General features: G+C 72.7%; 26 protein-coding genes and 1 riboswitch. Of the genes, 14 read left to right on the top strand and 12 right to left on the bottom strand.

The window, feature by feature from the left end:
* Positions 1-66 precede the first annotated feature (66 nt).
* From ACNYS0_RS30865 to ACNYS0_RS30855, 3 genes are read left to right on the top strand one after another with little or no spacing between them, the layout of a single operon-like run.
* Positions 67-864, top strand: coding sequence for an SURF1 family cytochrome oxidase biogenesis protein (locus ACNYS0_RS30865; RefSeq protein ID WP_422478187.1), 798 nt, complete (start codon positions 67-69; stop codon positions 862-864).
* 60 nt (positions 865-924) lie between these two features.
* Complete coding sequence (locus ACNYS0_RS30860) at positions 925-2,718, top strand: glycoside hydrolase family 15 protein (RefSeq protein WP_422478185.1); 1,794 nt, start codon at positions 925-927, stop codon at positions 2,716-2,718.
* A 4-nt stretch (positions 2,719-2,722) separates the two neighbouring features.
* Positions 2,723-3,478 carry an SDR family oxidoreductase gene (locus ACNYS0_RS30855; RefSeq protein WP_422478183.1) on the top strand — a complete coding sequence of 252 codons (756 nt, stop codon included), beginning with the start codon at positions 2,723-2,725 and terminating at the stop codon, positions 3,476-3,478.
* 16 nt (positions 3,479-3,494) lie between these two features.
* On the opposite strand, the gene amaP is transcribed toward ACNYS0_RS30855, so the two are convergent.
* Genes amaP through ACNYS0_RS30830 form a run of 5 tightly spaced genes read right to left on the bottom strand, consistent with a single transcriptional unit; the run spans position 3,495 to position 5,776 of the window.
* Positions 3,495-4,082, bottom strand: a complete 588-nt coding sequence (gene amaP / locus ACNYS0_RS30850; protein WP_422478181.1) for an alkaline shock response membrane anchor protein AmaP — start codon at positions 4,080-4,082, stop codon at positions 3,495-3,497.
* The gene (locus ACNYS0_RS30845; protein WP_422478179.1) at positions 4,079-4,732 is read right to left on the bottom strand and encodes a DUF6286 domain-containing protein; all 654 of its coding nucleotides are present in this window, start codon (positions 4,730-4,732) and stop codon (positions 4,079-4,081) included. Before ACNYS0_RS30845 ends, amaP begins: the two co-directional genes overlap by 4 nt.
* Positions 4,729-5,073 carry an Asp23/Gls24 family envelope stress response protein gene (locus tag ACNYS0_RS30840; RefSeq protein WP_422478177.1) on the bottom strand — a complete coding sequence of 115 codons (345 nt, stop codon included), beginning with the start codon at positions 5,071-5,073 and terminating at the stop codon, positions 4,729-4,731. The genes ACNYS0_RS30845 and ACNYS0_RS30840 overlap by 4 nt, the downstream gene beginning before the upstream one ends.
* Before the next feature lie 3 nt (positions 5,074-5,076).
* Positions 5,077-5,262, bottom strand: coding sequence for a hypothetical protein (locus ACNYS0_RS30835; protein ID WP_351336504.1), 186 nt, complete (start codon positions 5,260-5,262; stop codon positions 5,077-5,079).
* Between the two features lie 43 nt (positions 5,263-5,305).
* Positions 5,306-5,776: an Asp23/Gls24 family envelope stress response protein gene (locus ACNYS0_RS30830; protein ID WP_422406547.1), complete on the bottom strand. Its 471-nt coding sequence runs from the start codon at positions 5,774-5,776 to the stop codon at positions 5,306-5,308.
* Between the two features lie 106 nt (positions 5,777-5,882).
* On the opposite strand from ACNYS0_RS30830, the gene ACNYS0_RS30825 reads away from it, so the two are divergent.
* Positions 5,883-6,623, top strand: coding sequence for a nucleopolyhedrovirus P10 family protein (locus ACNYS0_RS30825; protein WP_422478175.1), 741 nt, complete (start codon positions 5,883-5,885; stop codon positions 6,621-6,623).
* A 118-nt stretch (positions 6,624-6,741) separates the two neighbouring features.
* Here the strand turns inward: ACNYS0_RS30825 and ACNYS0_RS30820 are convergent, their stop codons facing one another.
* The 3 genes from ACNYS0_RS30820 to ACNYS0_RS30810 form a co-directional block, all read right to left on the bottom strand.
* Positions 6,742-7,533 carry an enoyl-CoA hydratase/isomerase family protein gene (locus ACNYS0_RS30820; protein ID WP_422478173.1) on the bottom strand — a complete coding sequence of 264 codons (792 nt, stop codon included), beginning with the start codon at positions 7,531-7,533 and terminating at the stop codon, positions 6,742-6,744.
* 137 nt (positions 7,534-7,670) lie between these two features.
* On the bottom strand, positions 7,671-7,892 hold the full coding sequence (locus ACNYS0_RS30815; RefSeq protein ID WP_006123601.1) for a helix-turn-helix domain-containing protein: 222 nt from the start codon (positions 7,890-7,892) through the stop codon (positions 7,671-7,673).
* Between the two features lie 417 nt (positions 7,893-8,309).
* Positions 8,310-9,908: an ABC-F family ATP-binding cassette domain-containing protein gene (locus tag ACNYS0_RS30810; protein WP_422478171.1), complete on the bottom strand. Its 1,599-nt coding sequence runs from the start codon at positions 9,906-9,908 to the stop codon at positions 8,310-8,312.
* Between the two features lie 222 nt (positions 9,909-10,130).
* Between ACNYS0_RS30810 and ypfJ the strand changes: the two genes are divergently transcribed.
* A complete protein-coding gene (gene ypfJ, locus ACNYS0_RS30805) occupies positions 10,131-11,018 on the top strand; it encodes a KPN_02809 family neutral zinc metallopeptidase (RefSeq protein ID WP_422482818.1) in 888 nt (295 codons plus the stop codon).
* Positions 11,019-11,036: 18 nt separating this feature from the next.
* On the opposite strand, the gene ACNYS0_RS30800 is transcribed toward ypfJ, so the two are convergent.
* From ACNYS0_RS30800 to ACNYS0_RS30790, 3 genes are all read right to left on the bottom strand, one after another.
* Positions 11,037-12,428, bottom strand: coding sequence for a hypothetical protein (locus ACNYS0_RS30800; protein ID WP_422478169.1), 1,392 nt, complete (start codon positions 12,426-12,428; stop codon positions 11,037-11,039).
* Between the two features lie 57 nt (positions 12,429-12,485).
* Positions 12,486-13,613: an alpha/beta hydrolase gene (locus ACNYS0_RS30795; protein ID WP_422478167.1), complete on the bottom strand. Its 1,128-nt coding sequence runs from the start codon at positions 13,611-13,613 to the stop codon at positions 12,486-12,488.
* A 76-nt stretch (positions 13,614-13,689) separates the two neighbouring features.
* Positions 13,690-14,349: a class II aldolase/adducin family protein gene (locus ACNYS0_RS30790; protein ID WP_422478165.1), complete on the bottom strand. Its 660-nt coding sequence runs from the start codon at positions 14,347-14,349 to the stop codon at positions 13,690-13,692.
* A gap of 177 nt (positions 14,350-14,526) precedes the next feature.
* On the opposite strand from ACNYS0_RS30790, the gene ACNYS0_RS30785 reads away from it, so the two are divergent.
* The 8 genes from ACNYS0_RS30785 (at position 14,527) to ACNYS0_RS30750 (ending at position 23,971) form a co-directional block, all read left to right on the top strand.
* The gene (locus ACNYS0_RS30785) at positions 14,527-15,276 is read left to right on the top strand and encodes a lysozyme (protein WP_422478163.1); all 750 of its coding nucleotides are present in this window, start codon (positions 14,527-14,529) and stop codon (positions 15,274-15,276) included.
* 204 nt (positions 15,277-15,480) lie between these two features.
* Positions 15,481-16,755, top strand: a complete 1,275-nt coding sequence (locus ACNYS0_RS30780) for an inorganic phosphate transporter (protein WP_422478161.1) — start codon at positions 15,481-15,483, stop codon at positions 16,753-16,755.
* Positions 16,756-16,770: 15 nt separating this feature from the next.
* A complete protein-coding gene (locus tag ACNYS0_RS30775; RefSeq protein ID WP_422478159.1) occupies positions 16,771-16,992 on the top strand; it encodes a hypothetical protein in 222 nt (73 codons plus the stop codon).
* A gap of 80 nt (positions 16,993-17,072) precedes the next feature.
* Positions 17,073-17,215: riboswitch (cobalamin riboswitch) on the top strand.
* Between the two features lie 37 nt (positions 17,216-17,252).
* A complete protein-coding gene (locus tag ACNYS0_RS30770; RefSeq protein ID WP_422482817.1) occupies positions 17,253-18,218 on the top strand; it encodes a cobalamin biosynthesis protein in 966 nt (321 codons plus the stop codon).
* Positions 18,215-19,723, top strand: coding sequence for a cobyric acid synthase (locus ACNYS0_RS30765; RefSeq protein WP_422478157.1), 1,509 nt, complete (start codon positions 18,215-18,217; stop codon positions 19,721-19,723). Before ACNYS0_RS30770 ends, ACNYS0_RS30765 begins: the two co-directional genes overlap by 4 nt.
* Before the next feature lie 124 nt (positions 19,724-19,847).
* Entirely contained in the window at positions 19,848-21,944 is a 2,097-nt protein-coding gene (locus ACNYS0_RS30760) for a putative cobaltochelatase (protein ID WP_422478155.1), read from the top strand.
* Complete coding sequence (cobO, locus tag ACNYS0_RS30755) at positions 21,945-22,544, top strand: cob(I)yrinic acid a,c-diamide adenosyltransferase (RefSeq protein WP_351336537.1); 600 nt, start codon at positions 21,945-21,947, stop codon at positions 22,542-22,544.
* Positions 22,538-23,971: a cobyrinic acid a,c-diamide synthase CobB gene (locus ACNYS0_RS30750; protein WP_422478153.1), complete on the top strand. Its 1,434-nt coding sequence runs from the start codon at positions 22,538-22,540 to the stop codon at positions 23,969-23,971. Before cobO ends, ACNYS0_RS30750 begins: the two co-directional genes overlap by 7 nt.
* 29 nt (positions 23,972-24,000) lie before the next feature.
* Here ACNYS0_RS30750 and ACNYS0_RS30745 read toward each other — a convergent pair whose 3' ends face one another.
* Positions 24,001-24,732 (bottom strand): ZIP family metal transporter, encoded by a 732-nt coding sequence (locus ACNYS0_RS30745; RefSeq protein WP_422478151.1) that lies wholly within the window; start codon positions 24,730-24,732, stop codon positions 24,001-24,003.
* Between the two features lie 48 nt (positions 24,733-24,780).
* Between ACNYS0_RS30745 and ACNYS0_RS30740 the strand changes: the two genes are divergently transcribed.
* Positions 24,781-25,155 carry a cobalamin biosynthesis protein gene (locus ACNYS0_RS30740; protein WP_422478149.1) on the top strand — a complete coding sequence of 125 codons (375 nt, stop codon included), beginning with the start codon at positions 24,781-24,783 and terminating at the stop codon, positions 25,153-25,155.
* Positions 25,156-25,171: the final 16 nt, after the last annotated feature.

The following is a 25,171-nucleotide window of genomic DNA, read 5'->3' as shown; positions in this document are numbered from 1 at the left end:
CACGCCCGCCGCAATCGGGCGCACCCCACTGAAAGCACCCCATGCCCGCCGCTGTACGGTCATGGGGTGTACCGCTTCCTGTTGACCCGGCAGTGGGTGATCCTCACCCTGGTCGCCCTCGTCCTCATCCCCACGATGATCCGGCTGGGCATCTGGCAGATGGACCGCTACCACGAGCGCGACGCCCGGAACCAGCTGGTCACGGACGCGCTCAACGCGAAGTCCGTACCCGTGGAGGACCTGGCGTCCCCCGGACACGTCGTCAACAGCCACGAGCGGTACCGCTCGGTGACCGCCAAGGGCCGCTTCGACACCGAGGACGAGCTCGTGGTGCGCCGCCGCGTCAACTCGAACGAAGAGGTCGGCTACCACGTCCTGACCCCGTTCATCCTGAAGGACGGCAAGGTCCTGCTGGTCAACCGCGGCTGGATCCCGGCGAACGGGGCGCAGACCTCCTTCCCGAAGGTCCCCGCCCCGCCGCGCGGCGAGACCACCGTCACCGGCCGCCTGATGCCCAACGAGACGACCGAGGCCAGCGGCATCAAGGACCTCAAGGACCTGCCCGAGCGGCAGATCATGCTGATCAACAGCAAGGAGCAGGCCGAGCGCCTGGGCAGAACGGTCCTCGGCGGCTACGTCGCCCAGACCGCGCCCGAGCCGAAGGGCGGAACCCCCGAACTGGTCGGAGCCCCCGGCAAGGAGGACTCCGCGCTGAACTACGCGTACGCGATCCAGTGGTGGCTGTTCGCCGCCGCGGTGCCCGTGGGCTGGGTGGTGCTGGTGCGGCGCGAGCTGCGGGAGCGGCGCCGCAAGGAAGAAGAGGCCGCCACGGCCGAGAGCGGAACGCCGGCCGCCGTCGCCTGACCGGGCGACGGCCGAAAACTCTCATGCAGCACCCCGCCTCTCACGGGGAACCCATGGCGTGTGCGCCCACATATCGAGGACTACGCCCTCATCGGTGACCACCAGACCGCCGCGCTCGTCGGCAGGGACGGGTCGATCGACTGGCTGTGCCTGCCCCGGTTCGACTCCCCCGCCTGCTTCGCCGCGCTGCTCGGCGGCGAGGACAACGGCCACTGGCGGCTCGCCCCCACAGGAGCGAAAAACTGCACCACGCGCGCGTACCGCCCCGGCTCCCTCGTGCTCGACACCGAGTGGGAGACCCCTGACGGTCGCGTTCGCGTCACCGACTTCATGCCGCAGCGCGACCGGGCCCCGGACGTCGTCCGCATCGTCGAGGGCCTCAGCGGACGCGTCACGATGCGCGGCACCCTGCGGCTGCGCTTCGACTACGGCTCCGTCGTGCCGTGGATGCGCCGCGCCGACGGGCACCGGGTCGCCGTCGCCGGCCCGGACTCGGCCTGGCTGCGCAGCGAACCGCCCGTCCACACGTGGGGCGAGGACTTCGGCACCCACTCGGAGTTCACGGTCGAGGCGGGCGAGAAGGTCGCCTTCGTCCTGACCTGGCACCCTTCGCACGAGCAGCGCCCGCCGCTGATCGACCCGCACGAGTCGCTGCGGCACAGCCTGGAGGACTGGCGGGCGTGGACGGACCACTGCACCTACGAAGGCCCGCACAAGGAAGCCGTACTCCGCTCCCTGCTCACCCTCAAGACCCTCATCTACGCGCCGACCGGCGGCATCGTCGCCGCCCCCACCTCCTCGCTGCCCGAGGAGATCGGCGGCGTACGGAACTGGGACTACCGGTACTGCTGGTTGCGCGACTCGACCCTGACGCTCGGCGCGCTGCTCTCGGCCGGCTACGTCGACGAGGCCGAGGCGTGGCGCGACTGGCTGCTGCGGGCCGCCGCGGGCGACCCGGCCGACCTTCAGATCATGTACGGCCTCGCGGGCGAGCGGCGCCTTCCCGAGCAGGAGCTCGACTGGCTGAGCGGCTACCGCGACTCCCGTCCCGTGCGCGCGGGCAACGACGCCGCGCATCAGCTCCAGCTGGACGTGTACGGCGAGGTCGTCGACTCCCTCGCGCTCGCACGCCGCGCGGGGCTGAAGGCCGGGGCGCACGCCTGGCGGCTCCAGTTGGCGCTGCTCGACTTCCTCGACGCGTCATGGCGCGAGCCCGACGAAGGGCTGTGGGAGGTGCGCGGGCCCCGCCGGCACTTCGTGCACTCGAAGGTGATGGTGTGGGTCGCCGCCGACCGCACCGTGCGCGCCATGGAGGACGACCCGAGCCTGCCCGGCGACATCGACCGGCTGCGCAAGCTGCGCGACGCCGTCCACCGGGAGGTGTGCGAGCGCGGCTACGACACGGAGCGCGGCACGTTCACCCAGTTCTACGGCTCGTCCGAACTGGACGCGGCCCTGCTGCTCATCCCCCGCGTCGGCTTCCTGCCACCGGACGACCCGCGCGTGATCGGCACGGTCGACGCGGTCCGGGACGAGCTGTCGTACGAGGGTCTCCTGCGCCGCTACAGCGCCGACGGGACCGGCGTGGACGGGCTGCCAGGACAGGAGGGCGCGTTCCTGGTCTGCGCGTTCTGGCTCGCGGACGCCCTGCACATGACGGGGCGCACGAAGGAGGCACGCGAGCTGTTCGAACGCCTTGTGGCGCTGCGCAACGACGTGGGGCTGCTCGCCGAGGAGTACGACCCCGTGGCGGGCCGGCAGCTCGGCAACTTCCCGCAGGCGTTCAGCCACATCGGCCTCGTCGGCACGGCGCTGACCCTGTTCGGCACAGCGGGCGAACGAGAGGGAGGATAGGACCATGGATCTTGGACTGAAGAACCGTGTGTACGTAGTCACCGGCGCGACGCGGGGCCTCGGCAACGCTGCCGCGCGCGAGCTGGTCGCCGACGGCGCGAAGGTCGTCATCAGCGGACGCGACGAGCAGAAGGCCAAGGAGGCGGCGGCCGAACTCGGGCCGAACGCGTACGGCGTCGCCGCCGACAACTCCGACCCGGACGTCGCCGAGCGCCTCATCGGGGCGGCCCGCGAGCAGTTCGGATCCTTCGACGGGATCCTGGTGAGCGTCGGCGGGCCCGCGCCCGGCTTCGTCGCCGACAACACGGACGAGCAGTGGACGGCCGCGTTCGAGTCCGTGTTCCTCGGGGCAGTGCGGCTCGCGCGGGCCGCCGCGGCGCAGCTGGAGGAGGGCGGCGTCATCGGGTTCGTGCTGTCGGGCTCCGTGCACGAGCCGATCCCCGGCCTCACCATCTCGAACGGGCTGCGCCCCGGGCTCGCCGGTTTCGCGAAGTCCCTGGCGGACGAGCTGGGGCCGCGCGGCATCCGCGTGATCGGGCTGCTCCCGGCACGCATCGACACGGATCGCGTGCGCGAGCTGGACGGCCTCGCGGCGGACCCGGAGGCGGCGCGGACGGCGCAGGAGTCCCGTATCCCGCTGCGGCGGTACGGGACTCCCCAGGAGTTCGGGCGGACCGCGGCGTTCTTCCTGTCCCCCGCCGCGTCCTACCTCACGGGTGTGATGCTGCCGGTGGACGGGGGCTTCCGGCACGGCTTCTGACGGCCGGCGGCAGGGCTCAACTGACCCGTTCCGCGCGGTGCTTGACCGCCCGCAGGCGGACCTCCGTCGGAAGTTCCGCGAGGCCCGCGGAGTCCCTCGCCTGCTTCAGGGAGTCCTGGCTCAGCAGGCGCAGGGCCTCGCCGGGAACCGCGTGCGGCTCCAGGCTGAGGGTCGCGCGGGCCTGCGGAGTGGAGCGGCGGCCGGTCAGCCGCACGCCGGCCCGGTGGACCCCGTCCAGGGACTCCGCACCACTCGCGAGGACGTTCTCCAGGGCCCGGCCCCGCAGCAGCGCCCCCTCGCCGTCGCCGCTGTCGACCAGCACCTCGGCGAGCCTGCGGCGCCGCAGCTGGGCCACCAGCCACCACAGGGCGAGCAGCACGACGACGCCGAGCACGGCGATCACGGTCGGCCAGAACCAGCCCTCGTCGTGCCAGCGCGCCCGGTCGGCATCGCTGACCAGCACGTCGTCCGGTCCGTCGTGGATCCACCACGACGGCGGCTTCACCCCGAGCCCCACGGCGAGCACCGAGCCGCCGCCGAGTACGAGGACGAGCCCGAGCAACCCGAGCACGATCCGGTTGACGGTCCTGAGCACGCCGCTCACCCCTTCTTCCCCGGCCGCGCGACCCGCACGGACAGACCCGGCGCCTTGCCGAGCCCCAGCGCCTTGATCCCGTCGCCGAGCGTGGCGTCCAAGTCGGCGCGCACGTCGTCGAGTTCACGGAAATGCGAGAGTGCCCGCACGTCCACCTTGGAGCGCTTCACCCGGACCCGTACGGACTGCACGCCCGAGACCTCCATGGCCCGGTCGCGCAGCACCATCGCCGCGGCGTCCCGGTGCAGCACCGCGCGGACGTCGGGGTGGGTGCGGCGCATCGGCAGCAGCGCGCGCAGGCCCGGCGTCGCCGCGAGCAGGATCAGCCACAGGCCGAGCGCGGCCGCGACGCCCGCGCCGACGAGGACGGCGGTGTCGTCGAGGGTCCGCGTGGCGAGCTCGTCCGCGAGCGTCTGCCGCCACGACATGGACTCGCGGCCCGCCCGCACCGCGGCCACGTCGTAGAGCAGCAGTCCCGCGGCGGCCAGGATCACCAGGGCCACGAGGGCCGCGGGGACCCGCCGCGCCGCCCAGAGGCGGCTCGCCTTCGGTTCGCTCTCCAGCGTGGGATGCGGTTCGTACGAGGCTGCGGACGCCGACTGGTCGAGCGTGCTGCCGTCCCTCTCGACCACCGGAATCGGCCGGGTGGGTTCGCTCATCGGATTCTCCCCCGGTCCGTTCCACGGGTGTGCGCCGAGTGCAGCCGCTCGACCTGGACGGCCACCTCGGGCACTTCCATTCCCGCCAACTCCCTTACCCGCTGCGACACTTGACGACGCACGGCACCGCACTGGCGGCCGATGTCCGTCGGGTACTCCAGCTCAAGGCTGATCCGCACCCGCGCGCTGCCCTGCCGTACGGTGACCGTGGCGCCCGGCGCCGCCCCGTCCTCGGGGACCCGGTCGAGTGCCTCTCGTGCCGCGTGCGCGGCGATCTTCGCGACGACCCGGTCGGCGATCCGGGTCGCGCCGCGCTCGGCCGGCGCGACCTGTGCCGCCATCGGTCACCCCCGCCGATCGCCGCGCGAACGGAAGAACTCGCCGAATTCCAGGTCCCCTTCCAGGAACCGGCCCGCGACGAAGCCGATGGCGCCGAGCGCCGCCACCAGCAGGAAGGCCCCGAAACCGCCGAAGTATCCGGCGAATCCGAGGGCCATGCCGGCGATCATGCCGACCACGGCCAGATTCATCGTGCGCTCCTCCTAGGGAAGCCCGTAGCTACGCGGACGGATCTCACTGGAGCCGGGACTCCGGCTCCTCGTCCTCCTCGTCCGGCAGCTTCACGTCGCTGACGGCGATGTTCACCTCGACGACCTCGAGCCCGGTCATGCGCTCGACGGCGACGATCACGTTCTCCCTGACGGCGCGTGCGGTGTCCGCGATCGACACGCCGTACTCGACGACGATCTCCAGGTCGAGCGCCGTCTGTACCTCGCCGACCTCGGCCTTCACCCCGCGCGACACGGACTTGGCGCCACCGGGAACCCGGTCGCGCACCGCGCCGAACGTGCGGGAGAGGCCGCTACCCATGGCGTGGACGCCGTCGACGTCGCGCGCCGCGAGGCCCGCGATCTTCTCGACGACGCCGTCGGCGATCGTCGTCCGCCCCCGGCCTGCGGGGTCGCCGCCGCCCCGCTTGGTCACATTGGTCTTGGCTGCGGCCGAACCGGGCGTCTCGCCCGGCTTCTGCGCGGTGTCACTCATCGGGCCGTCCCCTCGGTGAGGTGGGATCTCGGTGGGTGCTGCTTTCTTTTGCCCACATTAAGTCCAGCAACAGGAAGGCGCGCTCGCTATGGGGCAGCCTGGGGCAATGACGGCTGATCGATGGACACAGGCAGTGCGCACGCAGCTGGGGCTCGGCAGGCTGCTGCCGCTCGGCGGGCCGCTGGACGGCGCGTGGGTCACGGAACCGGCGGCGGCACAGGCGCTGCGCCGTGCGGTGCAAGGGGTGCGCGGCGTGCGGCTCGGCGCGCTGCGCATCGGTCTCGCCGACCCGGACACGGTGGCGGAGGCGGCGGTTCCGGCCCCGCCGAGTGCCCTGCCGCCGGGGGCCCTGCGGCTCACGGCGGACTGTGCGGCGACGGCGGAGGAACCGCTGCCGGTTTCCGCCGATCGGCTGAGGGAGGCGCTCGCGGGGGCGGCGGAACGGGTGGGGCTCGTGGTGTCGGAGGTGGATCTCCAGGTCACGGCGCTGCTCGATGAGGCCGATCGGGCGAAGGAGGCTCCGGATTCCGGTTCCGTCGGTGAGCCGGAAGCCGCCGCGTCGAATCCGGGCGGATCCTCCGGGGACGCGGCTCGCGTTGCCGAGGCGGCGCTCGGGGTGCCGGGGGTGACTCGGCTGACCGGGGCGCTCGGTGGTCTCGGCCGGGCGGTCCACATCGAGGAGTCACCGGGCGGGGCCGCGCTCCCCCGTCGTCATGTGCGAGTGGAGCTGGCGGTGGCGGCGGACGTCCGCGCGATCGAGGTGACCGGGGCGGTCCGGGCGGCGGTGGCCAAGGCCCTCCCGAACAACCCGACGGTCGCGGTACTGGTCACGGAACTCACGACGTAGACCGCCCCCGCCGCCCCTTCCCGTCCCGCCCCTGGGGGCTACGCCCCCCCCAGACCCCCTGTCCTCAATCGCCGGACGGGCTGGAAGGGCGGAAGGGCGGCGTCGGGTGGGCTGGGCGTCAGTCGCCGAGGCCGGACAGGTCGCGCAGGCGGCGGCCCTGGGCGGCTCGTTCCGCGGCGCGCTGCTCGTCGAGGGTGCGGCCGGTGACGCCCTGGAGGAGCGCCTTCGTCTCGATCACGGCGTCGCGGGGCGCGGCGACGAGGGCCGCGACCAGGTCCTGGGTCGCGTCCGCGAGCTCGCTCGCGGGGACGGACACATTGGCCAGGCCGCTGCGGACGGCCTCGTCGGCGTGGATGTAGCGGCCGGTGACGCAGATTTCCAGGGCCCGCGCATAGCCGACCAGCGAGACGAGCGGGTGCGTGCCCGTCAGGTCCGGCACCAGGCCGAGGCTGGTCTCGCGCATGGAAAATTGCACGTCGTCGGCGACGACGCGCAGATCGCAGGAGAGGGCGAGCTGGAACCCTGCCCCGATGGCATGCCCCTGCACCGCGGCGACGGTCAGGATGTCGCTGCGCCGCAGCCAGGTGAACGCGTCCTGGTACTCGGCGATCGTCGCGTCCAGGACGTCGTCGTCACCGCGCGCCAGGTCGATGAAGGACGGCTCGCCGTCGAAGCCCTCGGGCGTGAAGGCCTGCCGGTCGAGGCCCGCGGAGAAGGACTTGCCCTCACCGCGCACCACGACGACCCGCACGGACCCCGGCAGGGCACGCCCGGCCTCGCCCAGCGCCCGCCACAGGGCGGGACTCTGGACATTGCGCTTGTCCGGGTTGGTCAGGCAGACCGTGGCGATCGCATCGTCGACGGTGAGCCGGACGCCGTCCTTGTCGAGCAGCGGTGCGGGCTGGTTCATCTGGACCTCCGGGTCTGCGCAGCCGTACGGCACGTCGTCGTACGCGACGTAAGTGACTGCACAGTAACCACCCGGCCGGACAGCGGACCGACCGGGTGGTCAGTTGGGCCCAGTGAGCCGAGCGAGCCCCGCGAGGGTCAGGCCGACGCGGCCTTCTTGCCTCGCGTGGCCCCGCCGCGACCGCGCAGCGTGACCCCGGATTCACTCAGCATCCGGTGGACGAAGCCATACGAGCGACCGGTTTCCTCGGCCAATGCCCGAATGCTTGCACCGGAGTCGTACTTCTTCTTCAGGTCTGCCGCGAGCTTGTCGCGCGCGGCGCCGGTTACCCGGCTGCCCTTCTTCAGAGTCTCGGCCACCCGTGCCTCCTCGTGGGAAGTGCGCTCTGGATTTCCCATGATCACCCCTTGCGGCGTTCCTGGCCACCCATTCGGCAAGGTCCATAGACCCCCAATTCCGGGCTCGCCGGGGATCCACACGAGTGGAATCCGGAATTCCGGCGGGGTTTCGGGGCCCTCGAATGCGCCTGCACGAAAGAAGCGGCAGGTCAGCCATGGGCCAGGCGCCACAAGGGCGCCATGGCCGACGCGGCCCCAAAATCCGTGCACGACACACCTGGGTACGAGGCGATCTCACCCAGATGAAGGATCACGGATCGGCCGAATGATCCAGATGGAGTGGATCAGCCAGTGGATCAGTCGGCGGATCACTCGGTGATCAATCAGTGGATCACCTAGTGATCAAGGAATGGATCGCCGGCCGGGCCGCCGTTCCGATCATGCGAGGGCGACGAGATCCGCGTACGTCTGGCCCCACAGGTCCTCGATTCCGTCCGGAAGGAGAATGATCCGCTCCGGCTGGAGGGCCTCCACGGCACCCTCGTCGTGCGTGACGAGGACGACGGCGCCCTTGTAGGTGCGCAGCGCGCCGAGGATCTCCTCGCGGCTGGCCGGGTCGAGGTTGTTCGTGGGCTCGTCGAGGAGCAGCACGTTCGCCGAGGACACCACGAGGGTGGCGAGGGCGAGACGGGTCTTCTCGCCGCCGGAGAGGACCCCGGCCGGCTTGTCGACGTCGTCGCCGGAGAACAGGAACGAGCCGAGCGTCTTGCGCACCTGGATCAGGTCGAGGTCCGGGGCGGCGGAGCGCATGTTCTCCAGGACCGTGCGCTCCGGGTCGAGGGTCTCGTGCTCCTGCGCGTAGTAGCCGAGCTTGAGGCCGTGGCCCTCGATGACCTGGCCCGTGTCGGGCTTCTCGGCGCCGCCGAGGAGCTTGAGCAGGGTCGTCTTGCCCGCGCCGTTGAGGCCCAGGATGACGACGCGCGAGCCCTTGTCGATGGCCAGGTCGACGTCCGTGAAGATCTCCAGGGAGCCGTACGACTTCGACAGACCCTCGGCCATGAGCGGCGTCTTGCCGCACGGCGAGGGCTCGGGGAAGCGCAGCTTGGCGACCTTGTCGGACTGGCGGACCTCTTCGAGACCGGCGAGGAGCTTGTCGGCGCGCTTGGCCATGTTCTGCGCGGCGACGGTCTTGGTCGCCTTGGCACGCATCTTGTCGGCCTGCGCGTTCAGCGTCGCGGCCTTCTTCTCGGCGTTCTGCCGCTCGCGCTTGCGGCGCTTCTCGTCCGCCTCGCGCTGCTGCTGGTAGAGCTTCCAGCCCATGTTGTAGACGTCGATCTGGGAGCGGTTGGCGTCCAGGTAGAAGACCTTGTTGACGACCGTCTCGACCAGTTCGACGTCGTGGGAGATCACGATGAAGCCGCCGCTGTACGTCTTGAGGTAGTCGCGCAGCCAGATGATCGAGTCCGCGTCCAGGTGGTTCGTGGGCTCGTCGAGGAGCAGCGTGTCCGCGTCCGAGAAGAGGATGCGGGCCAGCTCGATACGGCGCCGCTGACCGCCGGAGAGCGTGTGCAGGGGCTGGCCCAGCACACGGTCGGGGAGGTTGAGCGCGGCGGCGATGGTTGCGGCCTCGGCCTCGGCGGCGTACCCGCCCTTGGTGAGGAACTCCGTCTCCTGGCGCTCGTACTGCCGCAGGGCCTTGGCCTGCGTGGCGCCCGAGCCGTTCGCGATGCGCTGCTCGTTCTCGCGCATCTTGCGCATCAGGACGTCGAGGCCGCGGGCCGAGAGGATGCGGTCACGGGCCAGCACGTCGAGGTCGCCGGTGCGCGGATCCTGCGGCAGATAGCCGACCTCGCCGGAGCGCGAGATGGTGCCGCCGGCCGGCTGGCCCTCGCCCGCCAGGCACTTCGTGAGGGTCGTCTTGCCCGCTCCGTTGCGGCCGACGAGGCCGATGCGGTCGCCCTTGGCGACACGGAAGGAGGCGTTCTCGATGAGGATGCGCGCGCCGGCACGCAGTTCGATACCCGATGCGGTGATCAAGGGAGGTACTCCAGGACAGGATTAACGGCTGGTTGACAGGGCGGGGGCCAATCAGCGCCGCTAATGCACCCAGAGAAGGAACGTCATACGAACCAGTTTAACGGTGCCGTGCAAGCTCTTTTCCCAGCCGCCCGCGTCCCCCGTTCGGCCCCCCGCATCAGGCCGCTCCGACCAGGGACGTAACAGGATGAGGGGTCGATGCCCGGCGAGAAGGCGGTGCGCATGCAGTTCGACGACGACGCGCGTCTGGACACCTCGGAGGTCCAGGACGTGCGCGGCAGCCGGCTCCCCGGCGGGCGGGCCACCATGGGCGGCGGCCTCGTGGGGGTGATCGCGCTCGTCCTCGGGCTGCTCTTCGGCACGGACCAGTTCGGGCTCTCCGACGGGACCACCGGCGCCCCGGCGGCGCGGATGTCCAGCGAGGCGCAGGTCCAGGACCAGTGCAGGACGGGCGCGGACGCGAACAGCAGGCAGGACTGCCGGACGGTCGCCGTGGTCAACAGCGTGCAGGACTTCTGGGGCGCGGAGTTCCGGCGCAGGGGCGCCACGTACACGCCCGCTTCGACGGTGTTCTTCACCAACCAGGTCGCCACCGCGTGCGGCTCGGCGACCTCGGCGGTCGGGCCGTTCTACTGCCCCGGGGACCGGCGGGTCTATCTCGACCTCGGCTTCTTCGACGAGCTGCGCACGAAGTTCGGTTCGAGCGGCGGGCCCTTCGCGCAGGCGTACGTGGTGGCGCACGAGTACGGGCACCACGTGCAGAACCTGACGGGGACGCTGAACCGCGCCCAGGACGGGCGCACGGGCGAGAACAGCAACGCGGTCAAGGTCGAGCTCCAGGCCGACTGCTACGGCGGCGTGTGGGCGCGGCACGCGACGCGCACGCCCACCGAGTCCACCGGCAGGCCGCTGATCACCAGCCTGACCGACGCGGACATCCGCGACGGCCTGGACGCCGCCGCGGCGGTCGGCGACGACCGGATCCAGGAGCGGTACCAGGGCCGTGTGACGCCCGAGACATGGACGCACGGCTCGGCCGCGCAGCGCCAGCAGTGGTTCTACCGGGGCTTCGAGAGCGGCGACATGGCCCAGTGCGACACCTTCCGGTGAGCCCGGGCCACTGACCTCCTACGCCCCGCCCGTGTGCACCTGGAAGGCCGCCCTGCGGACCGCCTTCGCGAGCGCCGGGTCGGGGTGCGCGGCGGCGAGCGCGACGAGCACCTGCACCGTGCGCGGGTGCCCGACGGCGCGCACCTCCTCGATCAGCGCGGGCACCGTGGGCTGCACCGCGGCCTCCAAGTGCCGTACGAGGAGCGGGGCTTCGCCGTGGTCGGCGACGGCGGCGGCGGTGTCGACCCACAGCCAGGTCGCCTCCTCGCGGCTGAGGACCGTGTGCACGTCCTCGGGGTCGGCGCCCTCGTACTCGGCGAGCCACAGCAGGGCGTAGGGGCGCAGGTGCGGGTCGTCGGCGGCGCGCCGGACCTCGGGCTCGGCGGGGGCGCCGACGACGCGCAGCGCCTCGAAGGCGAGTCCGCGCAGCAGGGCGTCCTCGCCGCGCGCGGCGTCGAGGAGGTCGGTGACGGCGGTGCCGATGTCGCGGGCGGCGAGCCAGGCCCGGTACTCGTCGCGCGCGGCCTTCGGGCGCAGGCGGGCGCAGCCGCGCAGCATGTCCTCCGCGGACACCTCGATGTTCCCCGCCGGGGACTGGGCGGCGACGCAGATCTGCTCCAGCTTGACCCACACCGCCCAGCTGCCGAGCGGGGTGAGGGTGGCGTGCCCGTCCTCGTACGTGAGCGCGCCGACGGCGGCGAGGCCGCGCAGGGACCATTCGAGCAGCGGGAGCAGCGGGGTGTCCTGCGGCGGGGTCGGCTCCGGCTGGGGCCCGAAGGGGATCTCGCAGCGTTCGTTGCGCAGCTCGGTGACGCGCTGGTCGAGGAGGTCCAGGAGCTGGACGGCGGCGACCCGGTCGGCCATCAGCTGGAGGAAGCTCAGCAGCTGCGGCACCGCCTCGACGACCTCGGCCACCGCGGCGGGGTCGACCTCCTCCGGCGCCGGGTGCACCAGCGACCAGGCGTCGAACAGGGCGACCCAGCCGCGCAGCACGGCGGTGTCGTCACGGTCCCAGGCGCGCAGCCGCCAGCCGGGCCGGGCGCTGGCCCCGTGCACCTCGACGAGCCCGGCGAGGCGGGCCGTGTCCCAGTCCGCGCGGACCTGATCGACCGTCAGTCCCAGCTCGTCAGCGGCGCGCAGGGCCGTCGCGTCGGCGAGGGTGCCCTTGCCGTCGCGGGCGGCCATGCTGTTGCCGGGGCCGATCCTGGTGTCCGCCCAGCGGGCCACGCGGACGGCGGCGGCCAGGTCGCGGCGCGCGGCGCGGGCGAGCTCCGCGGGCGGTGGGGTGCCCTCCGGTGGGCGGGGGGCGGGACGGCGTGCGGCGACCGGCCGCGGGGTCGGGGCGGCCAGGGGCTGGCGGCGCGGGCTGACGAGTCGGAGCCGGGAGTCGCGCGGGGTACGGGACGTCACGAAGGGCAGTCTCCCGGTTGACCCTGCCAATTCCCAAACGGGGGCCCTGTACTGCCGTTACATCAACGGCGTCAGGAACCTTCGCAGCGCCTCCTCGTAGCCCTTCGCGTCCGCGTTCCACATCGCGTTGTGCGGGGCCTCGTCGACCTCGTGGAGGGTGACCAGGTCCGGGCGGCGGTCCGCCAGGCGGCGGGAGAGCGCCCACGGTGACACCTCGTCGCCGGGGCCGTGGACCAGGAGCGTGGGGACCTTGAGGGCGCGCGGGTCCGCGGCCTCCGAGAGGCGCTCGCCGGTCAGGCCCGTGCGGCCCTGGGCGGCGCGGACCGCGAGCGGGAGCAGCGCGCCCGGGCTGCGGCGGGCCCGCGCCAGGGCGCGCAGCGTCGCGTCCCAGCTGAGCACCGGCGAGTCGAGGACGAGGCCCTTGATCCGGTCGCGCAGGGCCGAGTGGGCCGCCGCGTGCAGGGCCATCGCGGCGCCCGTCGACCAGCCGAGCACGATGACGTCGCGGGCGCCGTAGCGCACGGCGTAGCGGATCGCCGCGTCCAGGTCGCGCCACTCCGTCTCGCCCAGGTGGTTCAGGCCGTCCGGAGAACGGGGCGCGCCGAGGTCGCCGCGGTAGGCGAGGTCGAGCACCGGGAACTGGTGGTGGTGCAGGAACTCCATGAGGTTCATGGGGTGTTCGCGGGTGGTGCCGAGCCCGTGCACGGCGATCACCCAGGTGTCGCGGGAGCCGGGCAGGAACCAGGCGGGCAGCGCGCCGAGCTCGCCGGGCACGTCGACGTCGGCGTGGTCGAGGCCGAGCGCGGCCTTGGGGTCGCCGATGTGCACCTGGGGCGTGAGCCAGGCCTTGGCGCCGGGTTCGAGCGTCCCGTGGGTGACCCGCTCCAGGCGGCGTACGACGGTGTCGGCGGAGGTCGTGGCCGATTCGACGACCGGGCCGACCACCGCGTGGTAGCCGTCGCCCTGCAACCCGTACCTGCCGGGGCGCAGCGAGGCCAGGTCGCGGGTCAGGGTGACCTGGCCGGCGGCGGTGGCGTGCACGGTGAGTCTCGGCTCGGTGGGCAGCGGACGGCCCGCGGGCGCCTTGAGCGCGGCGTCGCTGGCCAGACGGCCCGCGGCGATCGCGGCGACCGAGGCCCCCAGGGCGGCGGTGACGGCAACGGCCGTCGCTTTGGCGGTGCGCACCCGTCCAGTGTCGGGGCCCGGGCCCGCCCCGGCCAGTGGGGCGACGGTCACGGGTGACGCGAACGGCGCGTACCGGTCAGCCGGCGCCCTGCTGCCCGTACCCGCCGAGCCGCTCCCCCACCTCCCGCAACTGCTCCCCGGTCAGCAATGAAGGGGTGCGGCCGGGGACGGAGTGGGCGGTGAGCCACAAGCGGCACATCCACTCCAGTTGGGCGGTGCGGTCGTAGGCGGCGGCGAGGGTGGCTCCGTATGTGAGGGCGCCGTGGTTCTGGAGCAGGCAGCCCGTGCGGTCGGCGAGCGCGCGCAGCATGTTCTCGGCCAACTCCCGCGTGCCGTACGTGGCGTAGGGGGCGACCCGGACGGGTCCGCCGAGCGCCGCCGTCATGTAGTGCACGGGCGGAAGCTCGGACACGAGGGTGGAGACCGCGGTGGCGTGCACGGCGTGGGTGTGCACGACGGCGCGGGCGTCGGTGTGCCGGTAGACGGCGAGGTGCATGGGCAGCTCGCTGGTCGGCTTCAGGGTGCCGGCCCGTCGCTCGCCGTCGAGGCCGACGGCGAGCAGATCGTCCGGGCCGAGCTCCTCGTACGGGACGCCGGTCGGGGTGACCAGCACGGTGTCGCCCACCCGCGCCGAGACGTTGCCCGAGGTCCCGACGACCAGGCCGTCGGCCACCGTCCGGCGGGCCGTCGTCACGAGGTCCTGCCATGCCGCGTCGAGTTCCCGGAGCTGTGTCATGGCGCGCATCCTGCCAGCCACTTGGCGGAGGCCGAGCCTCCGGAATACCCCATATGGGCATTGATCACCCTCAGGGGTTGTATGGCCGACCTTGACCGGGTAACTGATGATCTCTCGCTACTCTCTGGGAGTTCCCTGGGGATTTGTCATGCACGTCGTCACTTTCGGGGGGTATCCATGGCTCTCAGCCGCACCGCGTCCCCGCGTCGCCACCGCGTCGCCGCACTCACGTCCGTCGCCGCACTGACCATCGGCGGCACCCTGCTCGCGGAGCTGCCGGCCCAGGGCGCGGGCAAGCCGCGCGGGCACGACGTCTCGTCGCACCAGAAGAACGTGAACTGGCAGAAGGCCCGGAACCAGGGCGCCCGTTTCGTCTACGTCAAGGCGACCGAGTCGACCAACTACCGCAACCCCTACTTCTCCCGGCAGTACAAGGGCGCCCGGAACGCCGGCATCATCCGCGGCGCCTACCACTTCGCACTGCCGCACAAGTCCTCCGGTAGTGCGCAGGCCTCGTACTTCGTGCGCAACGGCGGGGCGTGGCGGCGCGACGGCTGGACGCTGCCGCCGGCGCTCGACATCGAGTACAACCCGTACGGCAAGGGCAAGCACCCCTGCTACGGGCTGCGGAAGTCGACGCTGGTGTCCTGGGTCAAGTCCTTCAGCGACCAGGTCGTGCGCAGCACGGGACGCCGTCCGGTCATCTACACCAACGCGCGATGGTGGAAGCAGTGCACCGGAAACAGCCGGGCCTTCGCCGGCAACCACGCGTTGTGGCTCGCCCGGTACGACCGGAGCGCGGGCGCACTACCGGCGGGCTGGGGCTACTGGACGTTCTGGCAGCACGCCGACAGCGGCCGCCTGCCAGGTGATCAGAATCTCTTCAACGGCTCGATGTCCCAGCTCAAGCGGTTCGCGCGGGGGTAGCCGAAAGGCCCGGCCGAAGGTCCCCGGAGCCCATGGTTCCGGGGCCGGAGGCGGCTCGAACCGGAACCCGGGGCGCCGCCTGCCGACAAGCGGAGCGACCGCCCTCCGGATCGGGTCACCGGGGCGCCCGGCCCAGTTCATCTTCCGTTCACTCGGGCTCTTTACGTTCCAAGAACCACTGACGTCCAACCGAAGCCTGGGTAAATGGAACACATCACGCTGCTCCTAGCGATCGTGATCGTTACCGCGCTGGTCTTTGATTTCACCAACGGTTTCCACGACACCGCCAACGCGATGGCCACGACCATCTCGACAGGCGCCCTCAAGCCGAAGACGGCGGTGGCCATGTCCGCCGTGCTGAACCTCGTCGGAGCGTTCCTCTCCGTCGAAGTGGCCAAGACGATCTCCGGCGGCATCATCAATGAGAACGGCCTCAAGACGGAGGTCATTTTCGCGGCGCTGGTAGGCGCCATCCTCTGGAATCTGCTGACCTGGCTGCTCGGCCTGCCGTCCAGCTCCTCGCACGCCCTGTTCGGTGGCCTCATCGGCGCCGCGGTCATGTCGATGGGCTGGTCCTCGGTCAACGGCGGCACCGTCGTCACCAAGGTGCTGCTGCCCGCGGTGGCCGCGCCGCTCGTCGCCGGCATCGCCTCGATGCTGGCCACCCGCCTCACGTACCGCATCAGCAAGAAGACGGACGAGAAGGCGACCGCCAAGGGCTACCGCGCCGGGCAGATCGCCTCCGCGGGCCTCGTCTCCCTCGCGCACGGCACGAACGACGCGCAGAAGACGATGGGCATCATCACCCTCGCTCTGATCACCGGCGGCGTCATCGCGCCGCACGCCGACCCGCCGCTGTGGGTCATCGTCTCGGCCGGTGTGGCCATCGCCCTCGGCACGTACCTGGGCGGCTGGCGCATCATCCGCACCATGGGCAAGGGCCTCACCGAGCTCGCCCCGCAGCAGGGCTTCGCCGCCCAGACCAGTGCGGCGACCGCGATCCTGGCCTCCTCGCACCTGGGCTTCTCGCTCTCCACCACGCAGGTCTGCTCCGGCGGCGTGATGGGCGCGGGCCTCGGCCGCAAGGGCGGCGTCGTCCGCTGGTCGACCGCCTCCCGGATGTTCATCGCGTGGGGTCTGACGCTGCCGGCCGCTGGCCTGGTGGGCGCGGGCGCCGAGTTCCTGACCAAGCAGGGCCCGTGGGGCATCGGTCTCACCGCGGCGCTGCTCGTGACCGGCTCGGCGATCATCTGGAAGCTGTCGCGCCGCAACTCCATCGACCACACCAACGTCACGGCCGACGAGCCGCACGCCGCCCCCGCGCAGGAGGCTCCGGGCGTCGTCACGACCGCGATCGCCTCGGTCACCCCGCCGCCGGCGGGCACGGTCGAACCGGCCGGGTCCGAGGCGAAGAGCACCGAGCGGCCGAAGGCCGGAGCGGTGAACGACCCCGCGCGCCCCGCCGGCGCCACGCTGTAAGGAAGCAGGACAGGTATGAAGATCGACTGGGCGGCCCTCGGCTCCGTCTTCGGTGTCTCGCTCGTGGTCACCGTGGCCCTCGTCGGCCTGTTCACCCTCGGCATCGTCGGCCTCTCCAAGCGGGAGTCCACGGCGCGCGAGGGCGGCTCGGCGGCGGTCGCGACGTCCGGCGCCTACGCCTGCTTCGCCCTGTGCGCGGCGGCCGTGGCCTACGGGATCTATCTGATCGTGGCCTGACAGGGCCCGATGACGCACGGATGGGGTGCGGGACGTGCGACGTCCCGCACCCCATCCGCGTACTGAACAGCAAGTTGACGTGCCAACTCGGCGCGTGGTGGACTTCCCCCGCCATATACGGCAGCAGTTGAGGAAGCCGGTGCGAATCCGGCGCGGTCCCGCCACTGTGAGCCCCCTTCTCCAAAGGGGCGAGCCAGGAACTCTCGCTGCCGGTCTCGTCGAACCAGGGCGTGGACACCCTGAGTGAGGACACCACCGCCATGTTCGCCCCGCGCGGCACTTGGCGGCACGAGCGCGTGTACGCGTGCGGTGCCGCCGCCGGAATCTTCGCCGACCTTCTGCTCGGCGATCCGCGCCGAGGGCACCCCGTCGCCGGATTCGGCCGCGCCGCCGCGGCCGTCGAGCGCGGGCTGTGGCGCGACCACCGCGGCGCGGGCGCCCTGCACACCGTGGTGTGTGCCGGAGGCGCCGCCGCTCTCGCCGCCGTCGCCTCCCGTGCCGTACGCCGCTCCCCCGCCGCCTCCGTCGCGCTGACGGCCGCCGCCACCTGGGCCGTCGTCGGCGGCACCTCGCTCGGCCGCGAGGCGCGCGGCGTGGGGTCCGCCCTGGAGGCCGGGGACGTGGAGCTTGCGCGGGAGCTGCTGCCCCGGCTGTGCGGCCGTGACCCGCAGGGACTCGACGCCGACGGGATCGCCCGCGGCGTCGTCGAGTCCGTCGCCGAGAACACCTCCGACGCCGTCGTGGGCGCGCTCGTGTGGGGCGCGATCGGCGGGGTGCCCGGCCTGGTCGCCTTCCGCGCGGTGAACACGCTCGACGCGATGGTCGGGCACAAGTCCGCGAAGTACCGGCGGTTCGGCTGGGCCTCGGCCCGCCTCGACGACGTGGCCGGCTGGCCGGGAGCGCGCCTGACCGGCGTCCTCGCGGTCCTCGCCGGTGGCAGGCCCCGGCAGGCGCTGGAGGCGTGGCGGGCGGACGCCGGGCGGCACCCGAGTCCGAACGCGGGCGTCGTCGAGTCCTCCTTCGCGGGGGCGCTCGGGGTGCGGCTCGGCGGGACGTTGGCGTACGGCGGCCGGGTCGAGCACCGGCCGGTGCTGAACGCGCCGGGGCGCGCGGTCGAGGTGCGTGATGTGGATCGGGCCGTGCGGCTGTCACGGCGGGTGTCTCTGTTGGCGTTGGGAGTCTGTGTGGGTGCGCGACTGGCTGTACGGGCGCGGGGGCGGCGATGACGGGCGGAGGGCTGCTCGTCGCGGGGACGACCTCCGACGCCGGGAAGAGTGTCGTCACCGCCGGGATCTGCCGGTGGCTGGTGCGCCAGGGCGTGAAGGTCGCGCCGTTCAAGGGGCAGAACATGTCCCTGAACTCGTTCGTCACCCGCGAGGGCGCCGAGATCGGGCGCGCGCAGGCCATGCAGGCGCAGGCCGCGCGGGTCGAGCCGAGCGCGCTCATGAACCCCGTCCTGCTCAAGCCGGGCAGCGACCGCAGCAGCCAGGTCGTCCTCATGGGCAAGCCCGTGGGCGAGCTGAGCGCGCGGGGCTACCACGGGGGGCGGCAGGCCTCGTTGATGGACACCGTCGTCGGGTGCCTGGAGGAGCTGCGGGCCACCCATGACGCCGTGATCTGCGAGGGCGCCGGATCGCCCGCCGAGATCAATCTTCGGCGCACCGACATCGTGAACATGGGGCTCGCGCGGGCCGCGCGGCTGCCGGTGCTCGTGGTGGGCGACATCGACCGGGGCGGGGTCTTCGCCTCGTTCTTCGGGACGACGGCGCTTCTCGCTCCCGAGGACCAGGAGCTGCTCGCCGGGTATCTCGTCAACAAGTTCCGGGGCGATGTGAGCCTGCTGGAACCCGGGCTCGACATGCTCAAGTCCCTTACGGGACGCGACACTTACGGCGTCCTGCCGTTCCAGCACGGCCTCGGCATCGACGAGGAGGACGGGCTCCGGGTGTCCCTGCGGGGCGCCGTTCGGGAGTCGCTCGTGGCGCCGCCCGTCGGCGAGGACGTGCTGCGGGTCGCCGTGTGCGCGGTGCCGCTGATGTCGAACTTCACCGATGTGGACGCGCTGGCCGCCGAGCCGGGTGTCGTCGTGCGGTTCGTGGACCGGGCCGAGGAGCTCGTCGACGCCGATCTCGTGGTGGTGCCGGGGACGCGTGGGACGGTGCGGGCGCTCGACTGGCTGCGCGAGCGAGGGCTCGCGGACGCCCTTGCGCGGCGGGCGGCCGAGGGCCGTCCCGTGCTCGGGATCTGCGGCGGGTTCCAGCTGCTCGGCGAGACCATCGAGGACGAGATCGAATCCCGGGCCGGGACCGTCGACGGGCTCGGACTGCTTCCCGTACGGGTGCGGTTCGAGGCGGAGAAGACCCTCGCGCGACCGGTCGGCGAGGCGCTCGGCGAGGACGTCGAGGGGTACGAGATCCATCACGGCGTCGCCGAGGTGCTGGGCGGGGAGGCCTTCCTCGACGGGTGCCGGGTCGGGGCCGTGTGGGGGACGCACTGGCACGGGTCGCTGGAGTCGGACGGGTTCCGGAGGGCGTTCCTGCGGGCTGTCTCCGATGCGGCGGGGCGGCGGTTCGTGCCGGCGCCGGACACGTCGTTCGAGGCGCTTCGGGAGGAGCAGCTCGATCGGCTCGGGGATCTGATCGAGCGGCATGCGGATACGGCGGCGCTCTGGCGGTTGATCGAGGGTGGGGCTCCGGGCGGGTTGCCGTTCGTGCCTCCCGGGCCGCCGTGATGGGAAGTCTCCCCCGCCGCCCCTTCCCGTCCCGTCCCCGGGAGCTGCGCCCCCGGACCCCCCTAAAGGATTGCGCAGTTCCCCGCGCCCCTAAAACGTTCCACTCACTGGAGGTTGACGGCTGATGGCCACCCCTTACCCGTTCTCCGCCGTCGTCGGGCAGGACGATCTGCGGCTCGCCCTGTTGCTCAATGCCGTGTCGCCCGCCGTTGGTGGTGTGCTCGTGCGCGGGGAGAAGGGGACCGCGAAGTCCACCGCCGTACGTGCCCTGTCCGCGCTCATGCCGGGCATCGACGTCGTCTCCGGATGCCGGTTCTCATGCGATCCGGCGGCGCCCGATCCGCAGTGCCCGGACGGGCCGCACGATGACGCTCCCGGCGGCCAACGGGACGCCCGTATGGTCGAGTTGCCGGTCGGCGCGTCCGAGGACCGGCTCGTGGGCGCGCTCGACATCGAGCGGGCGCTCTCCGAGGGCGTGAAGGCCTTCGAGCCGGGGCTGCTCGCCGACGCGCACCGCGGGATCCTGTACGTCGACGAGGTGAACCTGCTGCACGATCACCTCGTCGACCTGTTGCTCGACGCCGCCGCCATGGGTGCCTCGTACGTCGAGCGCGAGGGCGTCTCCGTACGGCACGCCGCGCGCTTCCTTCTCGTCGGGACGATGAACCCCGAAGAGGGCGAACTGCGGCCGCAGTTGCTCGACCGGTTCGGGCTGACCGTCGAGGTCGCGGCCTCGCGCGAACCGCAGCAGCGGGTGGAGGTCGTCAAGCGGCGGCTCGCCTACGACGACGACCCCGAGGGCTTCGTGGGCCGGTGGGCCGAGGACGAGGCCGAGGTACGGGCCCGGATCGTCGCCGCGCGCGAGCTGCTGCCCCACGTGCGGCTCGGCGACCGGGCGTTGACGCAGATCGCGGCGACGTGTGCGGCGTTCGAGGTGGACGGCATGCGCGCCGACATCGTGATGGCGCGCACGGCCACCGCGCTCGCCGCGTGGGCGGGGCGCGAGGACGTCCTGGCGGAGGACGTGCGGCAGGCGGCGCTGCTCGCGCTGCCGCACCGCAGGCGCCGGAACCCCTTCGACGCGCCGGGCCTCGACGAGGACAAGCTCGACGAGACCCTGGACGAGTTCGGTCCTGAGGAGGAGCCCGAGGGTCCGGAGGGCGACGACGACCCCGACGGTCCCGGCGGCGGCCCGGACGGCGGCGGTCCCGGTGGCGGTGTGCCGCCGCAGCAGGACGGCCCGCACGACGCCCCGCAGGAGACCGGGGACTCCCAGGGCCCGCAGGAGACGCAGGACGCCCCGGCCGGTGACGACCGGGAGGACTCCCCCGAGGAGCCCGCCGCCGCCCCCGCGTCCGGAGGCGCCGCCGCCGAGCAGAAGCCCGTGGCGGCCGGTGAGCCCTTTCGTACGAAGATGCTGAGCGTGCCCGGCCTCGGCGAGGGCGCGGCGGGGCGCAGGTCCCGCGCGCGTACCGAGCACGGCCGCACCACGGGCGCGACGCGGCCCCGTGGCGCCCTGACGAAGCTGCACCTGGCGGCGACCGTGCAGGCCGCCGCCCCGCACCAGCGGGCGCGCGGGCGTTCGGGCCGGGGGCTCGTCGTACGCCGTGACGATCTGCGGCAGGCGACCCGCGAGGGGCGCGAGGGGAACCTCGTCCTGTTCGTGGTCGACGCCTCCGGGTCGATGGCGGCGCGGCAGCGGATGACCGCCGTGAAGGGCGCCGTGCTCTCGCTGCTGCTCGACGCGTACCAGCGGCGGGACAAGGTCGGGCTCGTGACCTTCCGGAAGTCGGCGGCCGAGGTCGCGCTGCCGCCCACGTCGAGCGTGGACGCGGCGGCGAGCCGCCTGGAGTCGCTGCCGACCGGCGGGCGCACCCCGCTGGCGGCCGGGCTGCTCAAGGCGCACGACGTGCTGCGCGTGGAGCGGCTGCGGGATCCGGCGCGGCGGCCGCTGATGGTCGTCGTGACCGACGGGCGGGCGACCGGCGGCCCCGAGCCCGTGCGGCTGGCGGGGCGGGCGGCCGGGCTGCACGCCGCCGAGGGCACCGCGTCCGTGGTCGTCGACTGCGAGACGGGCATGGTGCGGCTCGGGCTCGCCACGGAGCTCGCCGGACGGCTCGGCGGCACCGCCGTCACGCTCGACGAGCTGCGGGCGGACTCGATCGCCGGGCTCGTGAAGGACGTCACTGGAACGCAGAACACCATCAGGAGGGCCGCTTAAATGCCGCAGGGACAGCCGAGCGTCGTACCGAACGACGGGCTGACGACACGTCAGCGCCGCAACCGCCCGCTGGTGTTCGTGCACACCGGCATCGGCAAGGGCAAGTCCACGGCCGCGTTCGGGCTCGCGCTGCGCGCCTGGAACCAGGGCTGGCCGATCGGGGTGTTCCAGTTCGTCAAGTCGGCGAAGTGGAAGGTCGGCGAGGAGAACGCGCTCAAGACGCTCGGCGCGAGCGGCGAGGGCGGCACCGTGGCCTGGCACAAGATGGGCGAGGGCTGGTCGTGGGTGCAGCGTGACGACCAGGCCGACAACGAGGAGAAGGCGCGCGAGGGCTGGGAGCAGGTCAAGCGCGACCTGGCCGACGAGACGTACAAGCTGTACGTGCTCGACGAGTTCGCCTACCCGATGCACTGGGGCTGGATCGACGTGGACGACGTCGTCGAGACCCTGCGCAACCGTCCCGGGCAGCAGCATGTCGTGATCACCGGCCGCAACGCCCCCGAGAAGCTGGTCGAGTTCGCGGATCTCGTCACCGACATGTCGAAGGTGAAGCACCCGATGGACGAGGGCCAGAAGGGCCAGCGGGGCATCGAATGGTAGGTACGCGGACCGTGGGCGTGCCGCGCCTGGTGGTCGCCGCCCCGGCCTCCGGGACCGGGAAGACGACCGTGGCGACGGGCCTGATGGCGGCGTTCGCCGAGCGCGGGCTCGCCGTGTCGCCGCACAAGGTGGGGCCCGACTACATCGACCCCGGCTACCACGCGCTGGCGACCGGCCGCCCCGGGCGGAACCTCGACGCGTACATGTGCGGGCCCGAGCTCGTCGCGCCGCTGTTCGCGCACGGGTCCGCGGGGTGCGAACTCGCCGTCGTGGAAGGCGTGATGGGGCTGTTCGACGGCGCGTCGGGAGAGGGCGAGCTGGCGTCCACGGCCCATGTGGCGAAGCTGCTCAAGGCGCCCGTCGTGCTCGTCGTCGACGCCTCCTCGCAGTCGCGGTCGGTGGCGGCGCTCGTGCACGGCTTCGCCTCCTTCGACCCCGAGGTGCGCCTCGCGGGCGTCATCCTCAACAAGGTCGGTTCCGACCGCCACGAGGAGCTGCTGCGCGAGGCCATGGAGGAGGTCGGGGTCCCCGTTTACGGGGCGTTGCGCCGCACGCCGCAAGTGGCGACTCCGTCACGGCACCTGGGGCTCGTGCCGGTGGCCGAGCGGAGTACGGAAGCCGTGGATTCGGTTCGGGCCGCGGCGGCGATGGTGCGGGAGGGGTGTGACCTGGAGGGGTTGTTGGGCCTTGCCCGTAGCGCGCCGGCTCTCCGTACGGATGTGTGGAGTCCTGGTTTGCCGGGAGCGCTGGGCGAAGCCGGGGTTGACGTCGCGGGACTCCGCCCCGGACCCCGCGCCTCAAACGCCGGCGGGGCTGGATTTGCCCAGCCCGTCGTCGCGGTCGCCGGAGGCGCCGCGTTCACCTTCTCGTACGCCGAGCACACGGAACTGCTGCGTGCGGCGGGCGCGGATGTCGTCGCCTTCGATCCGTTGCGCGACGAGCAGCTTCCCGAGAACACCGCGGCCGTGGTGATCGGCGGCGGTTTCCCCGAGGTCTACGCCCCCGAGCTGTCCGCCAACGAACGGCTTCGCAAGGCCGTGGCCGAACTGGCCCGCGGCGGCGCCCCCGTGGTCGCCGAGTGCGCGGGGCTGCTCTATCTGTCCCGCTCGCTCGACGGGCAGCCGATGTGCGGGGTGCTGGAGGCCGACGCGAAGATGTCGGGGCGCCTCACCCTCGGCTACCGGGACGCCGTGGCCCTGTCCGACGGCCCGCTCACCGCGGCGGGCGCCCGGCTGCGCGGTCACGAGTTCCACAGGACCGTACTTGAGCCGGGCGCGGGGCCCACGCCCGCGTGGGGCATGCGGCTGCCGACGCGGCGCGTCGAGGGCTTCGTGCAGGGCGGCGTGCACGCCAGCTATCTGCACACGCACTGGGCGGCGCTGCCGGACATCGCGCACCGCCTGGTCCGGTGGAGCGGCGCACGGTGAACGGAGAGCGGTGGCTCCGACACGGGCTCTCAGCCCGCGATGCCCACCACGAGCCAGATGAAGGCCGCGCCCGCGACGGTGCACAGCAGCGTCGAGCGCGCCGGGTGCTCGTGGTGGGCCTCGGGGAGGATCTCGGCGGCGGCCAGGTACAGCAGCACTCCGCCGAAGAAGCCGAGATAGCCGCCGAGCAATTGCTCCGGAATGGTGAACAGGAGCGTGGAGGCGGCGCCCACGACGGGCGCCGCCGCGTCCGCGAACAGCATGATCAGCGCCTTGCGGCGGGCGTTCCCGTAGAGCCGGGTGATCGTGTACGTGTTGAAGCCGTCGGCGAAGTCGTGGGCGATCACGGCGAGCGCCACGGCCGCGCCCATGCCGCCGCCGATCTGGAAGGCGGCGCCGATCGCCATGCCGTCCATCAGGCTGTGCCCGACCATCGCGGACGCCGCCGTGAGCCCCACCTCGGGGGCCCGGCCGTTCGCCCCCTCCTCCGCCCCGTGGGCGGCCTGCCGGCGGGCCAGCAGGTGCTCCATGATGTGCGCCCCGAGGAACCCGGCCACGAACAGCAGGAACGCCACGGGCACCCCGTGCACCTCGCCGCCCACCGCCTCCAGGGCCTCGGGCAGCAGGTCGAGACCGACGACGCCGAGCATCAGGCCACCGGCGAGGCCGAGCACCAGGTGGCGCCGGTCGGTGACCCGCTGCGCGGTCCAGCCGCCGACCAAAGTCATCAAGAAGGCGCTGAGCGCCACGATCACGGCCATGGCCCCTTGCTAACCCATCCGGGGGCCTGCGCGCACATCCTGCGTGGCGTGGTCGTCGGTGTCGGCGCCCGGTCCGGCGCCCCGGCGGGCGAGGTCATCGGGCTCGTCCGGGCCGTCCTCGCCGAGGCGGGCGCGACGGACGTCCTGGCGCTCGCGACGCTCGACACCAAGGGCCGGGAGCCCGGCATCGTCGCGGCGGCGGAGGCGCTGGGCGCGCCCCTGGAGACGTACGCCGCCGAGCGGCTCGCCGCCGTCCCCGTGCCGCATCCGTCCGCGCGGGCCCGCGCCGCCGTGGGCACCCCTTCGGTCGCCGAGGCGGCCGCCCTCGTACGCGGTGGTGAACTGCTCGTCCCGAAGCGGACGTCGGCCGGGGCGGGCGTGGGCCCTGGCCAGGTGACGTGTGCGGTGGCCCGGCCAGGGTAGGGACCGGCCCGGCTTC

The sequence above is a fragment of the Streptomyces anthophorae genome, from assembly GCF_049310305.1.
Classification (GTDB): domain Bacteria; phylum Actinomycetota; class Actinomycetes; order Streptomycetales; family Streptomycetaceae; genus Streptomyces.
Note: the sequence above shows the minus strand (reverse complement) of the source record. Positions and strands in the feature narration are given on the sequence as shown.